General features: G+C 65.8%; 24 protein-coding genes. 14 read left to right on the forward strand and 10 right to left on the reverse strand.

Annotation, left to right across the window (positions count from 1 at the left end; all coding sequences use genetic code 11):
• Nucleotides 1–30: 30 nt before the first annotated feature.
• From spuD to ACYAF3_RS12980, 5 genes are all read left to right on the forward strand, one after another.
• Nucleotides 31–1,134, forward strand: a complete 1,104-nt coding sequence (gene spuD / locus ACYAF3_RS12960; RefSeq protein ID WP_003084299.1) for a putrescine-binding protein SpuD — start codon at nucleotides 31–33, stop codon at nucleotides 1,132–1,134.
• Nucleotides 1,135–1,552: 418 nt separating this feature from the next.
• Complete coding sequence (spuE, locus tag ACYAF3_RS12965) at nucleotides 1,553–2,650, forward strand: spermidine-binding protein SpuE (protein ID WP_003084301.1); 1,098 nt, start codon at nucleotides 1,553–1,555, stop codon at nucleotides 2,648–2,650.
• A gap of 54 nt (nucleotides 2,651–2,704) precedes the next feature.
• On the forward strand, nucleotides 2,705–3,859 hold the full coding sequence (gene potA, locus ACYAF3_RS12970) for a polyamine ABC transporter ATP-binding protein (protein ID WP_003084303.1): 1,155 nt from the start codon (nucleotides 2,705–2,707) through the stop codon (nucleotides 3,857–3,859).
• A gap of 26 nt (nucleotides 3,860–3,885) precedes the next feature.
• Nucleotides 3,886–4,767 carry an ABC transporter permease subunit gene (locus ACYAF3_RS12975; protein WP_003121722.1) on the forward strand — a complete coding sequence of 294 codons (882 nt, stop codon included), beginning with the start codon at nucleotides 3,886–3,888 and terminating at the stop codon, nucleotides 4,765–4,767.
• Nucleotides 4,768–4,849: 82 nt separating this feature from the next.
• Nucleotides 4,850–5,719 carry an ABC transporter permease subunit gene (locus tag ACYAF3_RS12980; RefSeq protein ID WP_003084307.1) on the forward strand — a complete coding sequence of 290 codons (870 nt, stop codon included), beginning with the start codon at nucleotides 4,850–4,852 and terminating at the stop codon, nucleotides 5,717–5,719.
• Between the two features lie 177 nt (nucleotides 5,720–5,896).
• Here ACYAF3_RS12980 and hacB read toward each other — a convergent pair whose 3' ends face one another.
• Nucleotides 5,897–8,284: an N-acylhomoserine lactone acylase HacB gene (gene hacB / locus ACYAF3_RS12985; RefSeq protein ID WP_023115706.1), complete on the reverse strand. Its 2,388-nt coding sequence runs from the start codon at nucleotides 8,282–8,284 to the stop codon at nucleotides 5,897–5,899.
• Nucleotides 8,285–8,394: 110 nt separating this feature from the next.
• Between hacB and ACYAF3_RS12990 the strand changes: the two genes are divergently transcribed.
• Entirely contained in the window at nucleotides 8,395–9,447 is a 1,053-nt protein-coding gene (locus ACYAF3_RS12990; RefSeq protein ID WP_003112941.1) for an AraC family transcriptional regulator, read from the forward strand.
• Here the strand turns inward: ACYAF3_RS12990 and ACYAF3_RS12995 are convergent.
• Both ACYAF3_RS12995 and ACYAF3_RS13000 read right to left on the reverse strand, forming a co-directional pair.
• Nucleotides 9,426–9,929 carry a transcriptional regulator gene (locus ACYAF3_RS12995; protein WP_003112942.1) on the reverse strand — a complete coding sequence of 168 codons (504 nt, stop codon included), beginning with the start codon at nucleotides 9,927–9,929 and terminating at the stop codon, nucleotides 9,426–9,428. The genes ACYAF3_RS12990 and ACYAF3_RS12995 overlap by 22 nt on opposite strands.
• A gap of 104 nt (nucleotides 9,930–10,033) precedes the next feature.
• Entirely contained in the window at nucleotides 10,034–10,645 is a 612-nt protein-coding gene (locus tag ACYAF3_RS13000; protein WP_003118762.1) for a DUF6436 domain-containing protein, read from the reverse strand.
• Nucleotides 10,646–10,721: 76 nt separating this feature from the next.
• On the opposite strand from ACYAF3_RS13000, the gene bipL reads away from it, so the two are divergent.
• The gene (gene bipL, locus ACYAF3_RS13005; RefSeq protein ID WP_003084318.1) at nucleotides 10,722–11,663 is read left to right on the forward strand and encodes a phospholipase BipL; all 942 of its coding nucleotides are present in this window, start codon (nucleotides 10,722–10,724) and stop codon (nucleotides 11,661–11,663) included.
• A 19-nt stretch (nucleotides 11,664–11,682) separates the two neighbouring features.
• Here the strand turns inward: bipL and ACYAF3_RS13010 are convergent, their stop codons facing one another.
• Nucleotides 11,683–12,435: a hypothetical protein gene (locus ACYAF3_RS13010; protein WP_003084320.1), complete on the reverse strand. Its 753-nt coding sequence runs from the start codon at nucleotides 12,433–12,435 to the stop codon at nucleotides 11,683–11,685.
• A gap of 48 nt (nucleotides 12,436–12,483) precedes the next feature.
• On the opposite strand from ACYAF3_RS13010, the gene ACYAF3_RS13015 reads away from it, so the two are divergent.
• Nucleotides 12,484–13,182, forward strand: coding sequence for a 2OG-Fe(II) oxygenase (locus tag ACYAF3_RS13015; RefSeq protein ID WP_003118764.1), 699 nt, complete (start codon nucleotides 12,484–12,486; stop codon nucleotides 13,180–13,182).
• A 21-nt stretch (nucleotides 13,183–13,203) separates the two neighbouring features.
• Here the strand turns inward: ACYAF3_RS13015 and ACYAF3_RS13020 are convergent, their stop codons facing one another.
• Nucleotides 13,204–13,758, reverse strand: a complete 555-nt coding sequence (locus ACYAF3_RS13020) for a DUF6160 family protein (RefSeq protein ID WP_003084327.1) — start codon at nucleotides 13,756–13,758, stop codon at nucleotides 13,204–13,206.
• A gap of 265 nt (nucleotides 13,759–14,023) precedes the next feature.
• On the opposite strand from ACYAF3_RS13020, the gene ACYAF3_RS13025 reads away from it, so the two are divergent.
• Nucleotides 14,024–14,518 (forward strand): 2-thiouracil desulfurase family protein, encoded by a 495-nt coding sequence (locus tag ACYAF3_RS13025; RefSeq protein ID WP_003112945.1) that lies wholly within the window; start codon nucleotides 14,024–14,026, stop codon nucleotides 14,516–14,518.
• A gap of 2 nt (nucleotides 14,519–14,520) precedes the next feature.
• Here ACYAF3_RS13025 and ACYAF3_RS13030 read toward each other — a convergent pair whose 3' ends face one another.
• A complete protein-coding gene (locus ACYAF3_RS13030) occupies nucleotides 14,521–15,213 on the reverse strand; it encodes an amino acid ABC transporter permease (protein ID WP_003084339.1) in 693 nt (230 codons plus the stop codon).
• 71 nt (nucleotides 15,214–15,284) lie between these two features.
• Nucleotides 15,285–16,055: a cystine ABC transporter substrate-binding protein gene (locus tag ACYAF3_RS13035; protein ID WP_003112946.1), complete on the reverse strand. Its 771-nt coding sequence runs from the start codon at nucleotides 16,053–16,055 to the stop codon at nucleotides 15,285–15,287.
• A 292-nt stretch (nucleotides 16,056–16,347) separates the two neighbouring features.
• On the opposite strand from ACYAF3_RS13035, the gene ACYAF3_RS13040 reads away from it, so the two are divergent.
• Nucleotides 16,348–16,785 carry a DUF4399 domain-containing protein gene (locus ACYAF3_RS13040; RefSeq protein ID WP_003084345.1) on the forward strand — a complete coding sequence of 146 codons (438 nt, stop codon included), beginning with the start codon at nucleotides 16,348–16,350 and terminating at the stop codon, nucleotides 16,783–16,785.
• A 57-nt stretch (nucleotides 16,786–16,842) separates the two neighbouring features.
• On the opposite strand, the gene serA is transcribed toward ACYAF3_RS13040, so the two are convergent.
• Entirely contained in the window at nucleotides 16,843–18,072 is a 1,230-nt protein-coding gene (gene serA / locus ACYAF3_RS13045) for a phosphoglycerate dehydrogenase (RefSeq protein WP_003112947.1), read from the reverse strand.
• Nucleotides 18,073–18,275: 203 nt separating this feature from the next.
• On the opposite strand from serA, the gene ACYAF3_RS13050 reads away from it, so the two are divergent.
• From ACYAF3_RS13050 to ACYAF3_RS13065, 4 genes are all read left to right on the forward strand, one after another.
• On the forward strand, nucleotides 18,276–19,670 hold the full coding sequence (locus ACYAF3_RS13050; protein ID WP_023115707.1) for an FAD-binding oxidoreductase: 1,395 nt from the start codon (nucleotides 18,276–18,278) through the stop codon (nucleotides 19,668–19,670).
• Nucleotides 19,671–19,761: 91 nt separating this feature from the next.
• Nucleotides 19,762–20,427, forward strand: a complete 666-nt coding sequence (locus tag ACYAF3_RS13055) for a fumarylacetoacetate hydrolase family protein (RefSeq protein ID WP_003110705.1) — start codon at nucleotides 19,762–19,764, stop codon at nucleotides 20,425–20,427.
• 98 nt (nucleotides 20,428–20,525) lie between these two features.
• Nucleotides 20,526–21,515 (forward strand): SdiA-regulated domain-containing protein, encoded by a 990-nt coding sequence (locus ACYAF3_RS13060; protein WP_016561505.1) that lies wholly within the window; start codon nucleotides 20,526–20,528, stop codon nucleotides 21,513–21,515.
• 83 nt (nucleotides 21,516–21,598) lie between these two features.
• Entirely contained in the window at nucleotides 21,599–21,949 is a 351-nt protein-coding gene (locus ACYAF3_RS13065) for a NirD/YgiW/YdeI family stress tolerance protein (RefSeq protein ID WP_003084357.1), read from the forward strand.
• An 80-nt stretch (nucleotides 21,950–22,029) separates the two neighbouring features.
• Here ACYAF3_RS13065 and aphB read toward each other — a convergent pair whose 3' ends face one another.
• Nucleotides 22,030–23,064, reverse strand: coding sequence for an acetylpolyamine amidohydrolase AphB (gene aphB, locus ACYAF3_RS13070; RefSeq protein WP_003112950.1), 1,035 nt, complete (start codon nucleotides 23,062–23,064; stop codon nucleotides 22,030–22,032).
• A 15-nt stretch (nucleotides 23,065–23,079) separates the two neighbouring features.
• Nucleotides 23,080–24,474, reverse strand: a complete 1,395-nt coding sequence (locus ACYAF3_RS13075) for an APC family permease (RefSeq protein WP_003112951.1) — start codon at nucleotides 24,472–24,474, stop codon at nucleotides 23,080–23,082.
• Nucleotides 24,475–24,789 lie beyond the last annotated feature (315 nt).

The following is a 24,789-nucleotide window of genomic DNA, read 5'->3' on the forward strand; positions in this document are numbered from 1 at the left end:
GATACTTCAACAAAAATGGAGCTACCCCGCATGATGAAACGTTTCGGTAAGACCCTGCTCGCCCTGACCTTGGCGGGCTCTGTGGCCGGTATGGCGCAGGCTGCGGACAACAAGGTGCTGCACGTGTACAACTGGTCCGACTACATCGCGCCGGACACCCTGGAGAAGTTCACCAAGGAAACTGGGATCAAGGTCGTCTACGACGTCTACGACAGCAACGAAGTGCTGGAAGCCAAGTTGCTGGCGGGCAAGTCCGGGTACGACGTGGTGGTGCCGTCCAACTCCTTCCTCGCCAAGCAGATCAAGGCCGGGGTCTACCAGAAGCTCGACAAGTCCAAGCTGCCGAACTGGAAGAACCTGAACAAGGACCTGATGCACACCCTGGAAGTCAGCGACCCGGGCAACGAGCATGCGATTCCCTACATGTGGGGCACCATCGGCATCGGCTACAACCCGGACAAGGTCAAGGCGGCCTTCGGCGACAACGCGCCGGTGGATTCCTGGGACCTGGTATTCAAGCCGGAGAACATCCAGAAGCTTAAGCAGTGCGGCGTCAGCTTCCTCGACTCGCCGACCGAGATCCTCCCGGCGGCCCTGCATTATCTCGGCTACAAGCCGGACACCGACAATCCCAAGGAACTCAAGGCGGCCGAAGAGCTGTTCCTGAAGATCCGTCCCTACGTCACCTACTTCCACTCGTCGAAGTACATTTCCGACCTGGCCAACGGCAACATCTGCGTCGCCATCGGCTACTCCGGCGACATCTACCAGGCCAAGTCCCGCGCCGAAGAGGCGAAGAACAAGGTCACCGTCAAGTACAACATTCCCAAGGAAGGCGCCGGCAGCTTCTTCGACATGGTCGCCATTCCGAAGGACGCCGAGAACACCGAGGGCGCCCTGGCCTTCGTCAACTTCCTGATGAAGCCGGAAATCATGGCCGAGATCACCGACGTGGTTCAGTTCCCCAACGGCAACGCGGCGGCCACCCCGCTGGTGTCCGAGGCGATCCGCAACGACCCGGGCATCTACCCGAGCGAAGAGGTCATGAAGAAGCTGTATACCTTCCCCGACCTGCCGGCCAAGACCCAGCGGGCGATGACCCGCAGCTGGACCAAGATCAAGTCCGGCAAGTGATCCGCGAGGAGCCCGGCGGCGCCTGAAGCCGCCGGCGCTCCGGCACGAGAGAACCGGAACGCGGCCGGGTTTCCTCCGGCCACGCTCCCCTGCGAAGAGGTTCGACTCTTTTGCCCGTTCGTCCAGACGCTTCCTCCTGGGGGCCCGACGACCGGACGCAGTATCGACGACGAAGACGCTGCCATGGGCGCTGCGCCAATCTGCCGCGCCGGGGCCGGTCGTGTCGCTCGCACCGGGGCCGAGGGCCCGGAAAACCTGAAACCAACACGCCGGTAGGGAACCCAGCTCACTCATGTTTCCCGGCGGAATCGTCGGGTTGTCATGAAACCCGAGTGATCTGGGCTTACATCGGCACTTGAAGAACACGGGTCGAACAGGCAGGGTGCTGCCGTGAAAAGGCCCGGAACAGGAGTCGGACATGCAACATTCCATTGGCAAGACACTGCTGGTAGCCGCTCTGGCTACGGCGATCGCGGGCCCCGTGCAGGCGGAGAAGAAGAGCCTGCACATCTATAACTGGACCGATTACATCGCTCCCACCACCCTCAAGGACTTCACCAAGGAGAGCGGGATCGACGTCAGCTACGACGTCTTCGACTCCAACGAGACCCTCGAGGGCAAGCTGGTCTCCGGCCACTCCGGCTATGACATCGTGGTGCCGTCGAACAACTTCCTCGGCAAGCAGATCCAGGCCGGTGCCTTCCAGAAGCTGGACAAGAGCAAGCTGCCGAACTGGAAGAACCTCGATCCGGCGCTGCTCAAGCAACTGGAGGTCAGCGACCCGGGCAACCAGTACGCGGTTCCCTACCTGTGGGGCACCAACGGCATCGGTTACAACGTGGCCAAGGTCAAGGAAGTCCTCGGCGACCAGCCGATCGACTCCTGGGCCATCCTCTTCGAGCCGGAGAACATGAAGAAGCTCGCCAAGTGCGGTGTGGCCTTCATGGACAGCGGCGACGAGATGCTGCCCGCCGCCCTCAACTATCTGGGGCTGGACCCCAACACCCACGACCCGAAGGACTACAAGAAGGCCGAGGAAGTCCTGACCAAGGTTCGCCCCTACGTCAGCTACTTCCACTCCTCCAAGTACATCTCCGACCTGGCCAACGGCAACATCTGCGTCGCCTTCGGCTATTCCGGGGACGTCTTCCAGGCCGCTGCCCGCGCCGAAGAGGCCGGCAAGGGCATCGACATCCAGTACGTGATTCCCAAGGAAGGCGCCAACCTGTGGTTCGACCTGATGGCGATTCCCGCCGATGCCAAGGCCGCCGATAACGCCTACGCGTTCATCGACTACCTGCTGCGTCCGGAGGTGATCGCCAAGGTCAGCGACTACGTCGGCTACGCCAACGCGATACCGGGGGCCCGCCCGCTGATGGACAAGAGCGTCAGCGACAGCGAGGAGGTGTATCCGCCGCAGGCCGTGCTCGACAAGCTCTACGTTTCCGCCGTGTTGCCGGCCAAGGTGCTGCGCCTGCAGACCCGTACCTGGACCCGGATCAAGACCGGCAAATAAGTTCAAATTCCGCCCGGTAGCGTGACCGGGCTCAACGACTTGGGAGTTGTGGTAATGGCGATAGCCTCCGGTGCCTACAAGAAAGCCCTAGAGGGCAACCAGCAGCCGAAAGAGGTGCTGGTAAAGATCGACCGGGTAACCAAGCAGTTCGACGAGACGCTGGCGGTGGACACCGTGTCCCTGACCATCAACAAGGGCGAGATCTTCGCCCTGCTCGGCGGCTCCGGTTCGGGTAAATCCACCCTGTTGCGCATGCTCGCCGGTTTCGAGCGGCCCACCGAGGGGCGGATCTTCCTCGATGGCCAGGACATCACCGACCTGCCGCCCTACGAGCGGCCGATCAATATGATGTTCCAGTCCTATGCGCTGTTCCCGCACATGAGCGTGGCGCAGAACATCGCCTTCGGCCTCAAGCAGGACGGCCTGCCCAAGGCCGAGATCGACGAGCGCGTGGCCGAGATGCTCAAGCTGGTGCACATGACCCAGTACGCCAAGCGCAAGCCGCACCAGCTCTCCGGCGGCCAGCGCCAGCGGGTGGCCCTGGCCCGTTCGCTGGCCAAGCGGCCGAAGCTGCTGCTGCTCGACGAGCCGATGGGCGCGCTGGACAAGAAGCTGCGCTCGCAGATGCAACTGGAACTGGTGGAGATCATCGAGCGCGTCGGCGTGACCTGCGTGATGGTGACCCACGACCAGGAAGAGGCCATGACCATGGCCCAGCGCATCGCCATCATGCACCTGGGCTGCATCGAGCAGATCGGCAGCCCGATGGACATCTACGAGACCCCGGCGAGCCGCCTGGTCTGCGAGTTCATCGGCAACGTCAACCTGTTCGACGGCGTGCTGGTGGAGGACGTGCAGGACCATGCGGTGATCGCTTGCCCGCAGCTGGAGAACCCGATCTACATCGGCCACGGCATCAGCACCCGCGCCGAGGACAAGCGCATCACCTACGCGCTGCGGCCGGAGAAAGTGATGATCAGCGCGCAGAAGCCGGACAACCTGGAACACGCCGGGCACAACTGGGCCCAGGGCACCGTCTACGACATCGCCTACCTTGGCGGCCACTCGGTGTACTACATCAAGCTGGCCTCCGGGATGATCGTCCAGGCCTTCATGGCCAACGCCGAGCGCCACGTCGCCCGGCCGACCTGGGACCAGTCGGTGTACATCAGCTGGTACGACGACAGCGGCGTGGTACTGCAGTCATGAAATTCGCCAACAGCCTGAAAAAGCGCATGCCCACCGGGCGGCATGCGGTCATCGGGGTGCCGTTCCTGTGGCTCTTCCTGTTCTTCCTGCTGCCCTTCGCCATCGTGCTGAAGATCAGCCTGGCGGAAGCGGACGTGGCCATCCCGCCCTACACCGAGATCTTCGCCTACGCGGACCAGCAGTTGCAGGTGCTCCTCAACCTCGGCAACTACCTGATGCTGACCGATGACCCGCTCTACATCGATGCCTACCTCGGCTCGCTGAAGATGGCCTTCATCAGTACCCTGATCTGCCTGCTGGTGGGCTACCCGATGGCCTACGCCATCGCCCGCTCCAGCCAGTCCTCGCAGACCGTCCTGCTGCTGCTGATCATGATGCCGACCTGGACGGCGATCCTGATCCGGGTCTATGCCTGGATGGGCATCCTTTCCAACAACGGCCTGCTCAACAGCGTACTGATGGGGCTGGGGCTCATCAGCGAGCCGCTGACCATCCTCAATACCAACATCGCGGTGTACATCGGCATCGTCTATTCCTACCTGCCGTTCATGATCCTGCCGCTCTACGCCAACCTGGTGAAGCACGACCCGAGCCTGCTGGAGGCCGCTTCCGACCTGGGCGCGCGTAACTTCACCAGCTTCTGGAAGATCACCGTGCCGCTGTCGAAGAACGGCATCATCGCCGGCTGCATGCTGGTGTTCATCCCGGCGGTGGGCGAGTTCGTCATCCCGGAACTGCTCGGCGGCCCCGAGACCCTGATGATCGGCAAGGTGCTCTGGCAGGAGTTCTTCAACAACCGCGACTGGCCGGTGGCGTCCGCCCTGGCGGTGGTGATGCTGGCGATCCTGATCATCCCGATCATCCTGTTCAACAAGAACCAGGCCAAAGAACTGGAGGGCAAGGTATGAGCCAGCACAGCGTATCCCGCTCCGTATCCCGTTCAACAGGCTCTCCATCCAGAAGCGTGGCCAAAGAACTGGAGGGCAAGGTATGAAGCGCTGGAATTTCTCCAACGTCATGCTGATCGTCGGCCTGCTCTTCATCTACCTGCCGATGCTGATCCTGGTGATCTATTCGTTCAACGCCTCCAAGCTGGTGACGGTGTGGGGCGGCTGGTCGGTGAAGTGGTACGTCGGCCTGCTGGACAACACCCAACTGGTCAGCTCGGTCGGACGCTCCCTGGAGATCGCCTTCTATACGGCGTTCTCCTCGGTGCTCCTCGGCACCCTGGCGGCCTTCGTCCTCACCCGCATCCCGCGCTTCCGCGGTCGTACGCTGTTCGGCGGCATGGTCACCGCGCCGCTGGTGATGCCGGAAGTGATCACCGGCCTGTCGCTGCTGCTGTTGTTCGTGGCCATGGCGCAACTGATCGGCTGGCCGCAGGAACGGGGTATCGTGACCATCTGGATCGCCCACACCAGCTTCTGCTCGTCCTACGTGGCGGTGGTGGTGTCGGCGCGCCTGCGTGAACTCGACCTGTCGATCGAGGAAGCGGCGATGGACCTGGGCGCCAAGCCCTGGAAGGTGTTCCTGCTGATCACCATCCCGATGATCGCGCCCTCGCTGGCGGCGGGCGGCATGATGTCCTTCGCCCTGTCGCTGGACGACCTGGTACTGGCCAGCTTCGTCTCCGGACCCGGCTCGACCACCTTGCCGATGGAAGTGTTCTCGGCGGTACGCCTGGGCGTGAAGCCGGAGATCAACGCGGTGGCCAGCCTGATCCTGCTGAGCGTTTCGCTGTTCACCTTCTTCGCCTGGTACTTCACCCGCCAGGCCGAGGAGCGGCGTCGCCGGGCGATCCAGCAGGCGATGGAAGAGACCGCGACCGACTGGCAGAAAGGCTCGCCGACCCCGGCCTGAGCCCTCCGCCGAAAAGAAAAGGCCACCTGCGGGTGGCCTTTTTCATTGGCGCGTCGGTGGCGGGAAATGCCTGGCTACGCTCCGTAGGGCGACGCCCGAGGCGTTATCCGCCGATACCCCGTTGTATCCGGCGGACAACCACCATGCGGTTACTCGCCCGACCCCACGCCGACCGGCTCAGCGCTTCGGCTCCAGCACCAGCACGCCCTTGCTGTTCGCCTTCACCTCGTTTTCCTCGTAGTGCTGCGGCAGGTAGTGGCCCTCGATGTAGGCCTCGGCCTGGTCGTCGTAGTGGCCGTCGAAGGGCACGCCGCTCTGCCCGACCGGGTTGATGCCGAGGCTGTGGGTCGGGTCGGCGAAGTCCACCAGGCGCCGGGTCGATGGACCGTAGGTGACCGCCCAGGGGGCCGGGCCGATCTTCGCCGACAGATTGTTCGGTACCTCGTGGGTGCCGGGGGCGGCGAACGGACCGACGTTGAGAAGGCGCTTGAGCAGCGCCTGCTGGCCCAGGGCGTGCTCGTGGGTCAGGGTATGCGCCTTGCCCCACAGCCAGCCGGACGGGTCGTTGCCGAGGGTGCCGCGCAGATGCGCGAGGGAGGCGTTCCAGGCGGCCCTGACGATATCCGCGCGGGTTTCCCGGCGTTCTGTGCGGCGGTCGTCCCACCAGGGCGAGTCGGCGTCGGCAGCCAGCCGAGGCAGCGCGCTGTCGATGGCGCGGGTGGCGATCAGGCTGTCGAAGAAGGCATCGCCCAGTTCGTCGTGCAAGGCGCCCTCGGCAATCTGGAACAGCAACTGGTTGAACAGCGTGGCGGCGGTCGAGTCGACCGGGTAGTCGCCGTTCCAGGCCGCCAGTTGCTCGACCAGGCGCTTGCCTTCGGCGTCGTCGACCACCTCGCGCAGGACCGGCAGCAAGGGTGCGAGCAGGCGTGGCGCGTAGCCGGTGCGATTGCCGAGTTGCAGCGCGCGGCTGTTGTCCAGGTTCCATTTGGTGCCGCGGTCGGCCAGTTGGGTATCCAGCCACTGGCCGCGGTCCGCCAGGTTGTAGTAGCCGGGAATCGGCCGGCCATTGGCCGGGACCGGCTGGAAGTTGGCGGAGACGATATAGCCGCGCGCCGGGTTTTCCTCCTGTGGGTTGTCGGCGAACGGATAGAAGCCGGACTTGTCCGCCTCGCCCTTGCTGCCGTCGAGGATGAAGCTCGGGTTCACCCCCTCCGGCCGCTTCGGCAGGGCCGCCGAGGCCCACCAGCCGATATCGCCGGCGGCATTGGCCCAGACCAGGTTGAGTCCCGGCGAATGGATCTTCGAGGCCGCCGCGCGGGCCTTGGCCAGGGTATCGGCGCGATTCAGCTGGTAGAAGGCGTCGAGCACCGGGTTCTCGGTCTCGAGGAAAGCCCACCACATGGCGATCGGGGTCTTGCCGGAGCTGGCGCCGAGCGCGTCGTTGACGATCGGACCGTGGGGCGAGCGGCGCAGGGTGAGCTTCACCGGCGCAGCGCCCTTGACCGCGATTTCCTGCTCCTCGCTCTGCAGGTCGACCCATTCGCCCTGGTACCAGACCTGGTTGGGGTTGTCCGGGTTGACCTTCTCGGCGACCAGGTCGAGGTCGTCGTTCTGGAACATCGTCAGGCTCCAGCCGAACGCACGGTTGTGGCCCAGCGAGGCGAAGGGGTTGAGCGCCTGGTGGTGGCCATAGAGTTCGAAGCCGGGCGCGCTCAGCTGGGCCTCGTACCATACCGCCGGCGCGGCGAAGCGGATATGCGGGTCGCCGGCCAGCAGGGGCTTGCCGCTGGCGGTGCGGCTGCCGGCGACGACCCAGGCGTTGCTGCCCTCGAACTGCGGCAGGCCGGCGTCCTCCAGGGCCTGCTGGCTGAGACGGGCGAGGGCGCCGAGGTCCTTCCAGTCGCCGGCGCCCAGTGCGCCGGAGGGCGTCAGCACGCCCTGCGGATGCCAGTCGAGATCGAAGATGCGCAGGTAGTCGCTGCCCAGTTCGTCGCGGATGTAGGTCAGCACCGGCTCGGTGCGGAAGGCGGCGGCGAAGCTGTAGGCCATGTAGCCGGCGATGCTCAGGGTATCTTCGGGGGTGAAGGGACGCCTGGGTATGCCCAGCAGATCGAATTCGAGCGGCGCCGGGTTGTTTTCCTGGAACTGGTTGACCCCGTCCAGGTAGGCCTCCAGCACTTTCCAGGGCTGCGACTGCTTGTCCTGGCGGGCGCTGTATTCGGCGGCGTGGTCGCGGATGCGCAGGGTGCGGAACAGACGGTCGGTATCCACCAGCTTGGGTCCGAGCACTTCGGCCAGCTCGCCGCGCGCCAGGCGCCGCAGCATTTCCATCTGGAACAGGCGGTCCTGGGCGTGCACGTAGCCGAGGGCGCGGTAGAGGTCGGTCTGGTTCTGCGCGTACAGGTGCGGAACCCCGCGCTCGTCGTAGCGCACGTCGACCGGCGCCTGCAGGTGGGCCACGGCGAGCGAGCCGTTGCGGAGCGGCTGCTTGGCATGGAGGTACCAGGCGCCGCCGGCAGCCGCGGCGGCGACCGCCACGGCGATCACGGTCAGGGTGCGTTTCATCGATCCTTTCTCCTTGTTGTAGTGCCGAGCATTCTGCGGATGCGGCCGGCCCGCGGCATTGACCGAATGCTCGGACCCTGGAAGTCTTTGGTCAATCGCGAGGAGCCGCCATGCAGGACGACCCGTCTACCAGCCCCCTGACCCATTCCGCCACGTTGCGGCGTCTGTTGTATGAAGCCCTGGACGCCCTCGGGCTCGACCCCACCCGCGTCTACCGCAGCGTCTACCGGCGTATCCCGCTGCCGCCGCCGACCCTGGGCGGCCGCCTGGTGCATGACAACGCCCCGTTGTTCTGGACCGAGCTGGCGGCGGTGACCGGCGATGCCGACATCGGCCTGCACCTGGGCGAGGCAATGAAGCCGCGCCTGCTCGATGTGGTCGGCTACCTGCTGCTGTCCGCGCGCGACCTGGAGGAGGCGCTGCGCAGCTTCGTGCGTTTCCAGCACATTCTCTCCGGCGGTTTCGCCGCGCGCCTCGAGGTCGAAGGGGAAACGGCAAGGCTGATCCTCGACATCAACTACCTGGGCTATGCCTCGCTGCGCCAGCAGATCGAATGCTTGATGCTGCTGTTCCTCAAGCTGCTGGCGCTGATCAGCGACGACGAGTTCGTCGCCGAGCGCATCGAGTTCCGCCACCGAGCCCCGCCGCGGCTGGGCGAACACCGCCGGTTGTTCGGCAGGCTGCCGCTGTTCTCGCGGCCGCACGATGCCCTGGTGTTTTCCGCCGCCTTGCTGCGGCGTCCTTCGCGCAACGCCAATCCGGACATGCATGACGTGCTGACCCGCCACGCGGAAGAACAGTCCCGCGAACTCAGCGAGAACCGCTTGCTCAATCGCGTGCGCTACCTGATCGAGCTGCGCCTCGGTGAGGGCTATGGCTTGCGCCAGTGCGCGGCGGAGCTGGGCCTTGGCAGCGGTGCCTTGCAGCGTGCGCTGGCCGCTGGGGGAGCGAGTTTCCGGCAGGTTCGCGATGAGGTTCGCCGGCAGCGGGCGAGCGAGATGCTGTTGGCCGGTCGCGCCATCCGCGAGGTGGCCAAGGCTTGCGGGTTCGCCGAGCTGTCGCCGTTCTACCGGGCCTTTCGCCGCTGGCACGCCGCGCCCCCGGAGCAATACAGGGCGCGGCTGGCGAAGCGGGAAGAGGGTTACTCGACCAGCGGTACCTGACGGCCGATCTCCAGGGTGGCGATGGCGTCGAGCTGGATCTCGATCTGCAGGAAGCGCATGGCGCGCTTGGGCGAGACGTTCTTGGCGATGCGCTTGACGTACTTGTCGCGCAGTTCCAGACGGTCCTCCTGGAGGTCGTCGACACGCTCGATCAGCTTGCTCGCCTGGTCGTCGCTGACGTTGCCGCTGTTGTAGGCCTGGGCGTAGTCGAGCAGGAGCTTGAGGGTTTCCTTGCTGAGCTTGTCCGACTCGGTGCGGTAGGTGTTGTAGATCGGCCAGAACTTCTCGCCTTCCTGGTCGGTGAGGTTCATGTTGGCCTCGACGATGCGCTTGCGCTTGTAGTCGACGTCGGCCAGGTCGTTCTGGATCTGCGCCTGGTGCTCCTTCATCAGTTCCTTGCTGCTGGGCTGAGGGTCGTTCTGGGCGGCCATCAGTGGCAGGCTGACGAGGGCGAGCAGGGCGAGGGTGGGACGTAGGGACATGCAGCGACTCCTTGGTTCGGCAACGGCCCCTCGTGGGCCGACCCGGGCAGTGTAGCCGCTACGCCTTCCGGCGCCCCCTCCGGAAGGCCCGGTGTTGAGCCAGGTCAGCCTTTTTCCGGGGTCCAGGGGCAGTAGCAACCCACGGCGAGGGTATGGGTGGCATCCACCGGACGTCCCTGCAGCAGCGCTTCGAGGATCGGTTCGATGAAGCTGTTGCTGGAGGTGCATACCGCGCCCTCGCTATAGGGGCCGAAGTAGGCCAGGCGGCCGTCGCGGTCCCAGATCGCCACGGCCGGGCTGGCCGGCAACTGCTCGGAACCGGGCAGACCAGCGAGGGGGCGCAGGGCGGCCAGGTTGTCCGGCAGGCGGCCCTGGCTGCCAGGCTTCTGCAGGACATGGAACTCCACGCCCTTGCCGGCGAAGCGTTCGATCAGCTCGCCGAGGTGCTGCTGGTTGCCGACGTTGCAGGGGCAGGCCGGGTCCCAGAAATGCACCAGGCGGATCGCCCCCGGCCCGGCCAGCTCGGCCGGCAGGCGCAGGCTGTCGCCGGAGAACAGGGTGGTCTGCTCGCTGAACGGGCGGATGTAGCGGATCTCGAACCACCAGTAGGCGGCGAGCAGGCCGCCGGCCCAGAGCAGGCCGACCAGGCTGACGAGGAGCGTCTTGCGGCGGGGAGTCATGGCATTCACACGGAAAACGGGTGCCAAGCTTGCCATGTGTTCGCGCGCAGCTGAATATCCCTGGGTTTCGCCCGTGGCCCGGCCACGAATCGATTGCAGCCCGGAACCGCCGATGTCAGAAGCCTTCAACCCCGATTACCTGCGCCAGCACCTGCGACCCTTGGCCGCGGCCGAGGCGGACGCCGCCGTCCTCGCCTACCAGGCCTACTACGGCCTGGACCTGCGCTCCCGCCATCCGCGCCTGCAAGCGCGGCTCGGCAGCATGGCGGTCGACGGGCGCCGCCTGGCGGTGCAGGCCTGGCTGCTGCCGGAAGCGCGCGGCAGCCTGTTGCTGATGCATGGCTATTACGACCACATGGGACTGTATCGGCACGTGGTCGACTGGGCGCTGGGCATGGGCTTCTCGGTGCTCGCCTGCGACCTGCCGGGGCATGGCCTGTCCGAAGGCGAGCGGGCCAGCATCCGCGACTTCGCCGAATACCAGGCGGTGTTCAAGGGCCTGCTGGGCCAGGCTGCCGAACTCGACCTGGCGGCGCCCTGGCACCTCTGCGGACAAAGCACCGGGGGGGCGATCCTGCTGGACTACCTGCTGCACGGCGGCGAACGTCCCGAGCTGGGCGAGACGATTCTCCTGGCGCCGCTGGTGCGCCCGCGCGCCTGGGGCTGGTCGAAGCTCAGCTACCGCCTGCTGAGCCCCTTCGTCGACTCGATCCCGCGGCGCTTCTCGGAGAACTCCAGCGATCCGCAGTTCCTCGACTTCCTCCGCGAGCACGATCCGTTGCAGCCACGCACCCTGCCGACCGCCTGGGTCGGCGCGCTGACCCGCTGGGTGCCGCGCATCGAGCGGGCACCTCGGCGTGCCCTGAGCCCCCTGGTGGTGCAGGGCGAGTCCGACGAGACGGTGGACTGGCGCCATGGCCTGAAGGTGCTGCGGGAGAAATTCGACGAGCCGCGGATACTGTTGCTGGAAGAGGCGCGCCATCACCTGGCGAACGAAAGCGAGGGGCTGCGGCGGCGCTATTTCGATTTCCTGAGCGACGCGCTGGGGGCCTGAGTTCCAGGCCCCGCGTCGATCAGGGGGCGACCGCCTGGTCCACCGCCAGGCCGGCTTTCAGCGCGGCCAGGGCCGCCTGGTAGTAGCTGCGGCCGGCCGGCGACTCGGCGAAGTTCACGTACTGGGTGAGTTCCGCATCGGAGAGATCGCGGTAGACATACAGCAGGGTGTTCTCCAGGTCCGCGCCGATCTGCTGCACCAGGCGCTGGCGCTGGCCTTCCAGCAACTGGCCGGTCTGTCCGCCGCCAAGCAGGCCGGGGAGGCCCGGAAGCATCTGGCTGAGGCTGTCGGCGGCGACCCCGGCCAGGGCCAGGCTGACTTCCGCGCCGGCCTCTCGGGCCGGAAGGACCTGGGCCAGGCGCTTGACCAGGGCCCGGCGTGGCTCGCTGGCGGTCTGCCGCGGCAGGCCGTTGCTGTGCTGGAGCAACTGGTCGCGGCGGGTGGCGAGCACCTCGGCGGCGACCACCTTGCGCCCCAGCGGCGACTCGAAGAAATTCAGCGGGCTGGCGCTGTCCGGCAGGTTCTCGCGCAGGCCGTTGAGGGCGCGCTGGTCGACTTCGGCCGGGGCGAAGCGGCGATTGCTGTTGTCCACCAGGGTCTGGTAGAGCGCGGGCGGCAGCTTGTCCTGGTAGCGCTTCTGCGCCGCGTCCAGGGCATCGCTGAAATGCGCGCGCTGGTCGGGCCAGCCAGCGGCCTGGTACAGGCGTTGATAAGGGTCGGCCAGGGCGGGCAGACCAACCAGCAGTAAAGCGAAGGCGAGCAAAGCGCGCATTGATACTCCTTTGGCGGCGAAAGCCTCGTCGTTCGGGTGGTGCCGTCCATGGGGCGCTATTGTCGACATGCGGCGGACCGCTTGTCGAGACACCGGGGCGGCACGCTACAATGGACAATGCACATCAACGTCAATCATCCCCTCCTGCATCGCATCGTCGATGAACTGGTCGACCAGGGCTGGTCGCACCAGAGCATCTTCATGCCTGAGCGTCTGACCACCAGATTGGCCGAAGAGTGCCGCACCCGTGCGGTCGCGGGCGACCTGACCCCGGCGGCGATCGGCCGCGGCGACGGCCAGGTGATCCGCGAAGGCATCCGCGGCGACCTCACGCAATGGCTGGAGCCCGGAGAATCCGAGGCCTGCGACGAATACCTGGGGGTGATGGACAGCTTGCGCCAGGCGCTCAACGCCTCGCTGTTCCTCGGCCTCGAGGATTTCGAGTGCCACTTCGCGCTGTACCCGCCGGGCGCCTATTACCAGAAGCATGTCGATCGTTTCCGCGACGACGACGCACGCACCGTCTCCGCGGTTCTCTACCTCAACGATGCCTGGTTGCCCGAGCATGGCGGCGCGCTGCGCCTGCACCTGCCGCAGCGGCAGGTGGACATCCAGCCGACGGGCGGTAGCCTGGTGGTGTTCATGTCCGCCGGCACCGAGCACGAAGTCCTGCCCGCCAGCCGCGACCGGCTGTCGCTGACCGGCTGGTTCCGCCGGCGCAACGAATCCCTCCTGCAACTCTCCTGAACCCTCGGCGGCGTCGCCGCCTCAGTGACCCCAGACCTTGATCGTGCCGCGCAGGTCGGTGATGTCGCGCAGTTCGATGCGGCCGATCGAGTTGTCGCCGATGTACAGGTCGCTGGCCACCCGCAGGCGGATGCGCTGCGCCGGCAGGCCGCTGGCGATCAACTGGTCGTTGATGGTGGCGAGGTCCGGCAGGCTGATCGCCAGTTGCTGCCCGCCGCCGCTGCCGGTGGTCACGTCCAGTGCCAGGGTCGGCTGCTCGACGCCGAAGATCGGCAAGCTCAGGCCGAGCTGGGCGGCGCCCAGGGGGATGTTGCCGCCGCGCCCGTCCGGGCAGTCGCCGGCCTTCACGCAGCCGTTGTCGATCACCAGGTTGCGCAGCGAGAGGCTGCCGCCGTCGTCCACCCAGGCGACCCTGGCCGCGCCGGCGCGCAGGTCCAGGCGCAGGCTGATGCCGGCCTGGCCGGTGACCTGGCTGAGACTGTCGTTGTCCAGGGCCTCCATGGCCGCCTGGCTGGCAGCGCTGGCGAGCAACGCGGGGGCCAGGAAAAACGGTAGAAGCGAGCGGGTCGGGAGCATGACGGGCGGGTCCTTCGCGGTTGCGCGGGAAGCCAGTCTGCTCGGGGCGGCGGAGGTTCGCCATGGGCCGCCCGCAGTTCTATCCTAAGGATCGGCAAGAAATAGCCCTGGTCCCCGCCATACGGGCGCTGGAGCGCTACCGCGAGGCCTAACTCCGGTTGGGTGGAGGGCGGGTTTCCCCGGTGCTTCCCGGCTACTGTTACCGGGCGTGACCATCGGCGAGCGGCGGGCTACTCTGTGTGCCTGTCAAAGGGGTGGAGCATCCATGCAGAAGGTTCTGGTCAGCCGTTGCCTGCTGGGCCACCTGGTGCGCTACGACGGTGGCAGCCATGGCCCGTTCGACCTGCTCTCGCGCTGGCATGCGCAGGGGCGGATCGTCGCCCTTTGCCCGGAGGTCGCCGGAGGCCTGCCGACGCCCCGCCCGCCAGCGGAGATCCCCGGCGGCCAGGGCGGCGAAGTGCTGGACCGGCTGAACCGGGTCTTCACCGTCGACGGCGAGGATGTCAGCGAAGCATTCCTGCTGGGTGCGGAGGCGGCAGTGGAGCTGGTCCGCCGCCATGACATCCGGATGGCCGTGCTCAAGGCGCGCAGTCCGTCCTGCGGCAACCTGGAGAACTACGACGGGCGCTTCAACGGCAACCGGGTCGCCGGCGAGGGCGTTACCGCCGCCGCCCTCAAGCGCATGGGCGTGCTGGTATTCAACGAGGATGAACTGGACCGCGCCGCGGTCTGCCTGGCCGGCCTCGACGCCGGCGGCTGAACTCAGCGCCGCAGCGGCGCGGTCAGGCGGTTCTCCAGGGCTTTCTGCACACGCTCGAAGAGTGCCGAAAGCAGCCAGTAGATCCCGGCGGCGGCGAGATAGAGCGGCAGCGGCTGGAAGGTCTCGGCGATGACCTCCTTGGTCGCCAGCATCAGTTCGGTCACGGTGATCACGGAGATCAGCGAGGTGTCCTTGATCAGGCTGATCAGGCTGTTCGACAGGCTCGGCACCGCCAGGCGCAGGGCCTGCGGGGTGATGATGTTCCACAGGGTCTGGCCCCAGGTCAGGCCGACCGAGAGCCCGGCTTCCCATTGTCCCTTGTCGATGCCGAGGATCGCCCCGCGCATGGACTCCGAGAGATAGGCCGCGACATTCAGGGTCAGCGCCAGGATGCCCGCGGTGACCGGGGTGAACTCGATGCCTACGCTCGGCAGCCCGTAGTACAGGACGAAGATCTGCACCAGCAGTGGCGTCCCGCGGAAGGCGCTGACGTAGACCGCGGCGATCTGCGAGACCACCGGCACCTTGGTCACCCGGACCACCGCGACGCTGAAGCCGAGGATCAGGCCCAGGACCATCGATACCGCGGCGAACAGCACGGTATACATCGCGCCCTGGAGCAGGAAGGGCCAGGCCATCCCGAGCAGCTCGACCAGGTTGGCGAGCCATTCGAGCAATTTCTGCAGCGAATTCATTCAACACTCCATCGACAAACACGACGGCCGCGTCTCTCGGGCGCGGCCGCTTCCCCCGTTCGGGCGGGAGCTCACTTCGGCGGCTGGCTGACGTCCAGGCCGAACCACTTTTCCGAGAGCTTGGCGAAGCGGCCGTCGGCCTTGATCTTCTCCAGCGCCGCATTCAGCGCCTCGCCGAACTTCGGATTGTTCTTCCGGTAGGGAATCGCCATGTTCGCCACCGGTCCCACCGCCGCGCCGGGCTTGACCGGCAGCTTGGCCTCGCGGATGGCGAAGGGGATCAGCAGGCGGTCGTTGAGCGCCGCGTCGATGCGTTTGCTGGCCAGGTCCTGCAGGTATTCCGGGGCGCCCGGATAGGTGCGCACGTTGACGCCGGCCACCGACTTCGCCAGGTCGGCGTAGTTGGTGCCCTGGCCGACGCCGAGCTTGAGGCCCTTGAGGTCTTCCAGCGACTTGAACTGGCGGGTTTCGTCGGCGCGCACGATCAACTGGGCGCTGGAGATGGTGTATGGCTCGCTGAAGTCGAAGACCTTGCGCCGCTGCTCGTTCACCGAGACCTGGTTCAGCGCGATGTCGTACTTGCCGCTCTGCAGGCCGGCGAGGATGCCGCTCCATTCGGTGGTGACGAATTCCGGCTTGACCGCCAGTTCGGCGGCCAGCAGTTCGCCCAGTTCGGTCTCGAAGCCGGTGAGCTTGCCGCCCTGCTTGAAGTTGAACGGCGGATAGGTGCCCTCCAGGGCGATGCGCAGGGCGCCGCGCTGGTGGACGTCGTCGAGCAGCTCGGCATGGGCCAGCGGAGCGGCCAGGGATACCAGCATCAGCAGGCGGGGCAGAAATCGCATGTAGTACTCCTCGGGTGGGAATGAACGTCGGTCGGGCCTATGCTGTTCGTTCAGCTTAGCCGGGCCCGCGTCCTGGACAATCGCGAACCTACTGGGTTGCATGCGGTCTTTCCAGGGGTTGCGGGCATTGACCCGGATTATGTGCGCGAGCGCCGCTCTAACACGGGCTTCGCAGTGGAAATCGCTGTGCCAGCGATGCCTTTCCCTGATTCGGAAGGCACGAAGAGTGCCGGGGAAATTCCGTCCAGTGGTGTTTCCCGGGTGCTAACGGAAGTGAAAACAGGAGACTCCCATGAGAGTGACATTGCCTTGCCTCGGTCTAGCCGCCCTGATGTTCGGCGCATCCGCCAGCCTGATGGCTGCCGACCTGCCCCGGACGAAGGCGCCCGAAGGGGCGAAAGTGTATTTCATCACGCCGGCCGATGGTGCAACCGTCGACAAGACCTTCACCGTGAAATTCGGCCTGAAAGGCATGGGCGTGGCGCCGGCCGGCGTCGACATGCCGGATACCGGCCACCATCACCTGTTGGTGGACCTGAAGGAGCAGCCGGCGATGAACCTGCCGCTGCCGATGACCGACAACATCCGCCACTTCGGCAAGGGCCAGACCGAAACCGAGATCACCCTGCCGCCGGGCAAGCACACCCTGCAACTGCTGGTGGGCGACAAGAACCACGTGCCGCTGGAGCCGACCGTGGAGTCGGAGAAGATCACCGTTACCGTCAAGTGACGGAAACGAAAAAAGGAGGCCGCTGGGCCTCCTTTTTCCTTTCCGCCGGACGCTGCCTTAGAACAGCACGCGGCTACGGATGGTACCGTTGACCTGCTGGAGTTTCTCCAGGGCCAGGTCCGAGTACTCGGCATCGACGTCGATCACTACGTAGCCGACCTTCTCGTTGGTTTGCAGGTACTGGCCGGAAACGTTGATGCCGTTGTCGGCGAAGACCTTGTTGATCTCGCTCATCACGCCGGGGATGTTGGCGTGGATGTGCAGCAGGCGGTGCTTGCCCGGGTGCGACGGCAGGGCCACTTCGGGGAAGTTGACTGAGGACACCGAGGTGCCGTTGTCGCTGTACTTGACCAGCTTCTCCGCCACTTCCAGGCCGATGTTGGCCTGTGCCTCGGCGGTGGAGCCGCCGATGTGCGGGGTCAGGATCACCCGGTCCAGGCCACGCAGCGGGCTGGCGAATTCCTCGTCGTTGGATTTCGGCTCGACCGGGAACACGTCGATGGCGGCGCCGATCAGGTGCTCGTCCTTGATCGCGGCGGCCAGGTGGTCCAGCTCGACCACTGTGCCGCGCGCGGCGTTGATCAGGATGCCGCCCTTCTTCATCGCGCGGATTTCCTTCTCGCCGATCATCCACTGGGTGGAGGGCAGTTCGGGAACGTGCAGCGAGACGATGTCGGACATGCCCAGCAGCTCGTGCAGGCTGCCGATCTGCACCGCGTTGCCCAGCGGCAGCTTGGTCACGGTGTCGTAGAAGAACACCTGCATGCCCAGGGCCTCGGCGAGTACCGAGAGCTGGGTGCCGATCGAGCCGTAGCCGACGATGCCGAGCTTCTTGCCACGGATCTCGAAGGAATTCGCCGCGCTCTTGATCCAGCCGCCGCGATGGCAGGAGGCGTTCTTTTCCGGGATGCCGCGCAGCAGCAGGATCGCCTCGGCCAGTACCAGCTCAGCCACAGAGCGGGTGTTCGAGTAGGGCGCGTTGAACACGGCGATACCGCGTTCGCGGGCGGCGTTGAGGTCGACCTGGTTGGTGCCGATGCAGAAGCAGCCGACCGCGATCAGTTTCTTCGCGCAGTCGAAGACCTCTTCGGTCAGCTGGGTGCGGGAGCGAATGCCGATGAAGTGCGCATCGGCGATCCTTTCCTTCAGCTCGTCGCCGGAAAGCGCGGTCTTGAGGTACTCGATGTTGGTGTAGCCGGCGGCCTTCAGCGTGTCCACGGCGTTCTGGTGGACACCTTCGAGAAGAAGGAACTTGATCTTGCTCTTGTCGAGAGAGGTCTTGCTCATCTGCGTAAACCTGTTGTCCCGGAGGAAGTGGCTGGAAAGCGAACTGCGCGAAGCGGGTCCGGCCGGCGCTGGCCGGCACCCGCAACTCGGCGCCCAGAGGCACTAAGCGCGGGGGGCGTATGCTAGCATGTTCTCCCTTTTCCTTGCCCGGTTGCGACCTGAGTTGTTCTCAGGACGACCATGAATCATTTGAGAGTTCCCGAATGACCCGCGAAGCCCTGATCGAATCGCTCAAGCCCCTGGTCGAGCCTGGCAAGCTGCTCGACGACGCCGCCTCCCTGGACGCCTACGGCAAGGACTGGACCAAGCATTTCGCCCCTGCGCCGCTGGCCATCGTGTTCCCCAAGAGCGTCGAGCAGGTCCAGGCGATCGTCCGCTGGGCCAACCAGCACAAGGTCGGTCTGGTCCCGTCGGGCGGTCGTACCGGGCTCTCCGCCGCGGCCGTGGCGGCCAACGGCGAAGTCGTGGTGGCCTTCGACTACATGAACCGAATACTCGACTTCAATGCCTTCGACCGCACCGTAGTCTGCCAGCCGGGCGTGGTTACCAAGCAACTGCAGACCTTCGCCGAGGAAAACGGCCTGTACTACCCGGTTGACTTCGCTTCTTCCGGTTCCAGCCAGATCGGCGGCAATATCGGCACCAATGCCGGCGGGATCAAGGTCATTCGCTACGGCATGACCCGTAACTGGGTGGCCGGGATGAAGGTCGTCACCGGCAAGGGCGACCTGCTCGAGCTGAACAAGGACCTGATCAAGAACGCCACCGGCTACGACATGCGCCAGCTGTTCATCGGCGCCGAAGGCACCCTGGGCTTCGTGGTCGAGGCGACCATGCGTCTGGAGCGCACGCCGAAGAACCTCACCGCTATGGTCCTCGGCACGCCCGACTTCGACTCGATCATGCCGGTGCTGCATGCCTTCCAGAGCAAGCTCGACCTGACCGCCTTCGAGTTCTTCTCCGACAAGGCCCTGGCCAAGGTCCTGGCCCGTGGCGATGTACCACGGGCGTTCGAGACCGACTGCCCGTTCTACGCCCTGCTGGAGTTCGAGGCGACCACCGAGGAAGTCGCCAACGAGGCGCTGGCCACCTTCGAGCACTGCGTCGAGCAGGGCTGGGTGCTGGACGGGGTGATGAGCCAGAGCGAGCAGCAGTTGCAGAACCTGTGGAAGCTGCGCGAGTACATCTCCGAGACCATCTCCCACTGGACGCCGTACAAGAACGACATCTCGGTCACGGTTTCCCGGGTGCCCGCCTTCCTCAAGGACATCGACGCCATCGTCGAGGCCAACTACCCGGACTTCGAGGTGGTGTGGTTCGGCCACATCGGCGACGGCAACCTGCACCTGAACATCCTCAAGCCGGAAAACCTCGGCAAGGACGAGTTCTTCGCCAAGTGCGCGACCGTCAACAAGTGGGTGTTCGAGACCGTCGAGAAGTACGACGGCTCGATTTCCGCCGAGCATGGCGTGGGCATGACCAAGCGCGACTACTTGACCTACACCCGCTCGGAAACCGAAATTGCCTATATGAAGGCACTGAAGGCGGTGTTCGACCCCAACGGGATCATGAATCCCGGCAAGATCTTCGCCGAGTAGCAGGTGTCGCAACGCAGAGGGCCGGTCATCCGGCCCTTCTCGTCTGTGGCGGGCGCCACGGATGCCTTTCCACCCGTTCAGGAGTCGGTAAATGAGTTACCAGCATCAATATATCGACGGCACCCCGATCCACTTCCCCCTGGGCAAGCTGGTCTGCGTCGGGCGCAACTACGCCGAACACGCCAAGGAACTGAACAACCCGGTTCCCACCGAGCCGCTGCTGTTCATCAAGCCCGGCTCCTGCGTGGTGCCGGTGAGCGGCGGGCTGAGCCTGCCGCAGGAGCGCGGCTCGGTACACTACGAGGCGGAAATCGCCGTGCTGATCGGCAAGCCGCTGTCGCGCAAGCCGAACCGCGAGGAGGTCCTCGACGCGATCTCCGGCTATGCGCCGGCGCTGGACCTGACCTTGCGCGAGGTCCAGGCGAAACTGAAGGAAAAGGGCCTGCCCTGGGAGCTGGCAAAGAGCTTCGATGGCGCCGGCGTGCTGTCGCCGTTCGTGAACGCCGACCAGTTTCCCGACCCGACCGACATCGGCATCCGCCTGACCATCAACGGCGAGGTGCGCCAGGACGGCAACAGCCGCGACATGCTCAATCCGATCGTGCCGCTGATCCAGCACATCGCCGGGCATTTCTCGCTACAGGCCGGCGATGTGGTGCTGACCGGCACGCCGTCCGGGGTCGGGCCGCTGAACAGCGGCGACGAGTTGCTGCTCGAATTGCCGGGCGCCAGCCGTTTCGAGACCCGCGTGCTCTGAACCGCTGCGGCCGCCGGGTGCAGCCGGCCTCCCTAGCGCCGGCAGCGGAAACGACTGTCGGTCGGCTGGCCGACGCTTCGATTGACAGGCCGGGGGCAATGCCCTTTCATGGCGACGCCCAAGAAAACACCTGGCCAAACAGTCGAGCCTCGCCCATGTCCCTTGCCTCCAAGCTTCCCCGTTTCCGCTGGCTGCTGCCGGCGTTCGTCGTGCTCGTCGGCGTGGTGCTGACCATCGTCATGCATTGGGACGATCGCGCCGGCCTTTGGTGGAAGGAAAGCCAGGCCAGCCAGCAGCAGCGCGACGAAAGCATCTGGCTGCCGGGCTATCGGGTGGTGATCGACGCCAAGCCGTTGCGGGGCCTGGAGGAGGAAGAAACCTCGGACCTGGCCTACAACCCGGCAACCAGGACCCTGTTCACCGTTACCGGCAAGCGGCCGCTGCTGGTGGAGCTGTCGCTCACCGGCGACGTGCTGCGCACCATCCCGCTGCTCGGCCTGAGCAATCCCGAAGGCGTGGCGGTGCTGGAGAACGGCAACGTCGCGGTGACCGACGAGCGCCGCAATACCCTGACCATCTTCCATGTCGACCCGCAGACCGCCGAGCTGAGCACCAAGAGCCTGGCCGAATTCCCGCTGGGCAATATCGGCAAGAAGAACAAGGGCTTCGAGGGCATCGCCTGGGATCCGCGCCAGCAGCGTCTGTTGCTGAGCAAGGAGCGCGATCCGATGACCCTGTTCAGCTGGAAGAGCGACGGCGGGCCGAGCCTGAGCGGGGCGATGACCGCGCTACCGAGCGACGACCTGTACATGCGCAACGTCTCGGCCCTCAGCGTCGACCCGCGTACCGGCCATACCCTGGTGCTGTCGGCCGAATCGCATCTGCTGCTGGAGCTGGACGAGAAGGGCGAGCCGGTCAGCTTCATCAGCCTGCTCGGCGGCTTCAACGGCCTGGACAGCAAGATCCCGCGCGCCGAAGGGGTGGCCATCGACGACGAGGGCACCATCTACATGGTCAGCGAGCCGAACCTGTTCTACGTGTTCCGCAAGAAGAGCGGCGAGCGCCTGGCCACCAGCGACGCCGATTAAGCTTCGCTTAAGCGCCGATTAAGCCTGGTTTCAGCAAGGCTTCGTAGCCTGGACCCATCGAAACCAACTACGAGGCGTTACCCATGAAACTTCGTCACCTGCCCCTCATCGCTGCCATCGGCCTGTTCTCCACCGTCACCCTGGCCGCCGGCTATACCGGCCCGGGCGCTACCCCGACCACCACCACGGTGAAGGCCGCGCTGGAAGCCGCCGACGACACCCCGGTGGTCCTCCAGGGCACCATCGTCAAGCGCATCAAGGGCGACATCTACGAGTTCCGCGATGCCACCGGCAGCATGAAGGTGGAGATCGACGACGAAGACTTCCCGCCGATGGAAATCAACGACAAGACCCGGGTCAAGCTGACCGGCGAAGTCGACCGCGACCTGGTCGGCCGCGAGATCGACGTCGAGTTCGTCGAAGTGATCAAGTAAGGCCCTGAATCGAAACGGCCCGCCTCCCGGAAGAGAGGCGGGCCGTTTCGCGTTCCGACCGGGTGAAGTTGCGGGCGGGCTTACCGGTGAACCCCTTCGAAACCCTGTAGCACGTTCACTGCGTTGATCCCGATTTCCTCCACCGCGTAGCCTCCCTCCATCACGAACAGCGTGGCCAGGCCGAGCTTGCCGATGGCTTCGCCCATGCGCAGGTAGTCGGGGCTGTCCAGGCGGAACTGGGAAATCGGGTCCTCCTTGAAGGTATCCACCCCCAGGGAAACGATCAGGGCGTCCGCCGCATAGGCCTGGATCTGCCGGATCGCCGCCTGCAGCGCCTGGCTCCAGGTCGCCCAGTCGCTGCCGGCCGCCAGTGGGTAGTTGAAGTTGTAGCCGGTGCCGACGCCGTTGCCCTTCTCGTCGGCGTAGCCGAGGAAATAGGGGTATTCGAAGCGCGGATCGCCGTGGATCGAGGTGAACAGCACATCGGCGCGGTCGTAGAAGATGTCCTGGGTGCCGTTGCCATGGTGGTAGTCGACGTCGAGGATCGCCACCCGCCCGGCGCCCCGGTCGAGGAAGGCCTGGGCGGCGATGGCGGCATTGTTGAAGAAGCAATAGCCGCCCATGTAGTCGGCCGCGGCGTGGTGGCCCGGCGGGCGACAGAGCGAAAATACCGAGCGCGCGCCGTTGGCGAGTTCGGACTGGCCGCTGAGGGCGACGTTGGCCGAACTGGTGATCGCCTGCCAGGTCCCGGCGGTGATCGGCGCGCCGGCGTCGAAGGAGTAGTAGCCGAGGCGACCGTCGATGTTGTCCGGCTCCGTCTGCCGCAGGCGCCGGGTCGGCCAGGCGATCGGCAGCATGTCGTGGCTGCGGCCGGTGGCCAGCCAGTCCTGCCAGGCGTTCTGCAGGAAACGCACGAAACCCTCGCTGTGCACCCGGCGGATCGGTTCCAGGCCGAAGTCGCGCGGTGCGCGGACTTCGCCGAGGCCGACGGCCTTCACGCGGTCGAGGACCATGTCGGCGCGGCTGGGTTTTTCGAAGCAGGGGGTGAACTGGCCGCCGATCAGTTCGTGCCGGCCGTGGTGCAGGCGATGGTCGTCGCTGTAGATGGTCAGCATGTCGGGCTCCCGGGCTCAGTTCTGTTCGGAGAAGGTCACGGTCGGCGCCTTGCGGCGGAAACCGCCGGTATGCAACGCCAGGTAGGCGAGGCCGGCGGCGAACCAGGTCAGGCCGATCACCAGGGTCAGCGCCGAGAGGCTGGTCCACAGCCACAGGGTCAGGCCCAGGCCGATGGCCGGCACCAGCCCGTAGCGCAGCAGGTCGCGCGGGGCGCGGCGGCCGTCGAGCAGCAGGTAGCTGCGGATCACCGCCAGGTTCACCGCGGAGAACGCCACCAGCGCGCCGAAGCTGATCATCGAGGCCAGGGTGGTGAGGTCGATGACCACCGCCAGCAGGGAAATCACCGAGACCACCAGGATCGCGATCACTGGCGTCTTGAAGCGCTCCGAGAGGCTGCCGAACACGCGCCGCGGCAGGATGCCGTCGCGGCCCATGCTGTAGAGGATGCGCGACACCGAGGCCTGCGAGGCCAGCGCCGAGCCGGCGGCGCCGGCGACGTAGGCGGCGGTGAAGAAGCTGGCGAGGAACTTGCCACCGGCCGCCAGCATCACTTCGTTGGCCGCCGACTCGGCGTCCTGGAATACGCTGCCGGGGAACACCAGTTGGCTGAAGACCGCCAGCACGGTGAACAGCAGGCCGGCGCCGACCGTGGTGATGACGATGGCGCGCGGGATGTCGCGTTGCGGGTCGCGGGTTTCCTCGGCCAGGGTCGAGACCGCGTCGAAGCCGAGGAACGACAGGCACAGCACCGCCGCGCCGGCCATCAACGGGGCGAAGCCCGGCTGGCTGCCGTCGCCGACGAAGGGCAGGCTCAGGTCCAGCGAGGGGATGCCGGCCAGGTGCTTGACCGCCATGGCGACGAACACCACGGCGAAGACGAACTGGGCGCCGACGATCACGTTGCTCATGCCGGCCACCGAGCTGATGCCGATCACGTTGAGCACGGTGACCAGGCCGATCGCCGCGAGCACGAAGACCCAGGCCGGCACCATCGGGAAGGCGATGTTGAGGAACAGGCCGATGAGCAGGTAGTTGATCATCGGCAGGAACAGGTAGTCGAGCAGCAGCGACCAGCCGGCGAGGAAGCCGACGCAGGGGCCGAAGCTGAGGCTGGTATAGGAATAGGCCGAGCCGGCGATGGGATATTTCTTCACCATGAAGCTGTAGGAAAAGGCGGTGAAGAGCATCGCCGCCAGGGTGATCAGGTAGGCGCTGGCGGTACGACCGCCGGTGATCTCGGTGACTACCCCGTAGGTGGTGAACATGGTCAGCGGAACCATGTAGACCAGCCCGAAGAAGACCAGGGCGGGAAGCCCGAGGATGCGCCGCAGGCCGGTGCCCTGGGCGCTGTGGACGTACTCGGGGCGCTTGCCGCCGATGAGGATGCCGTTGTTGCGTTCGCTGGCCATGTTCCGCTCCTCGCGAAATGCCGTATCGATCCCGCAGGCGGCCGCTTGGGCGGACCTTTCCTGCGCCGGGTGAATGGACGGGCTAGTGGAAAACCGCTGGGGTTTCCGCCGGGTCGGTGGAAATGGCAGTGACGAGAGGGCGCGCGGCGTGTGCGGGCACGGGCGTTGGGGCGTCGATAGTGTTCATGGCGTTCTCAGGAAGCGTTCTTGTTGGATTTCTAGCTCGCGGTCGCGAGGTTCCCTTGGGCTCTGCCGGCGCCGTTTCCGCGGCTCCGGGCGACCCCTCGAGGAGGGCGCGGTTCGACTCTAGCAATC

The organism is Pseudomonas sp. TZ252 (genome assembly GCF_056110345.1).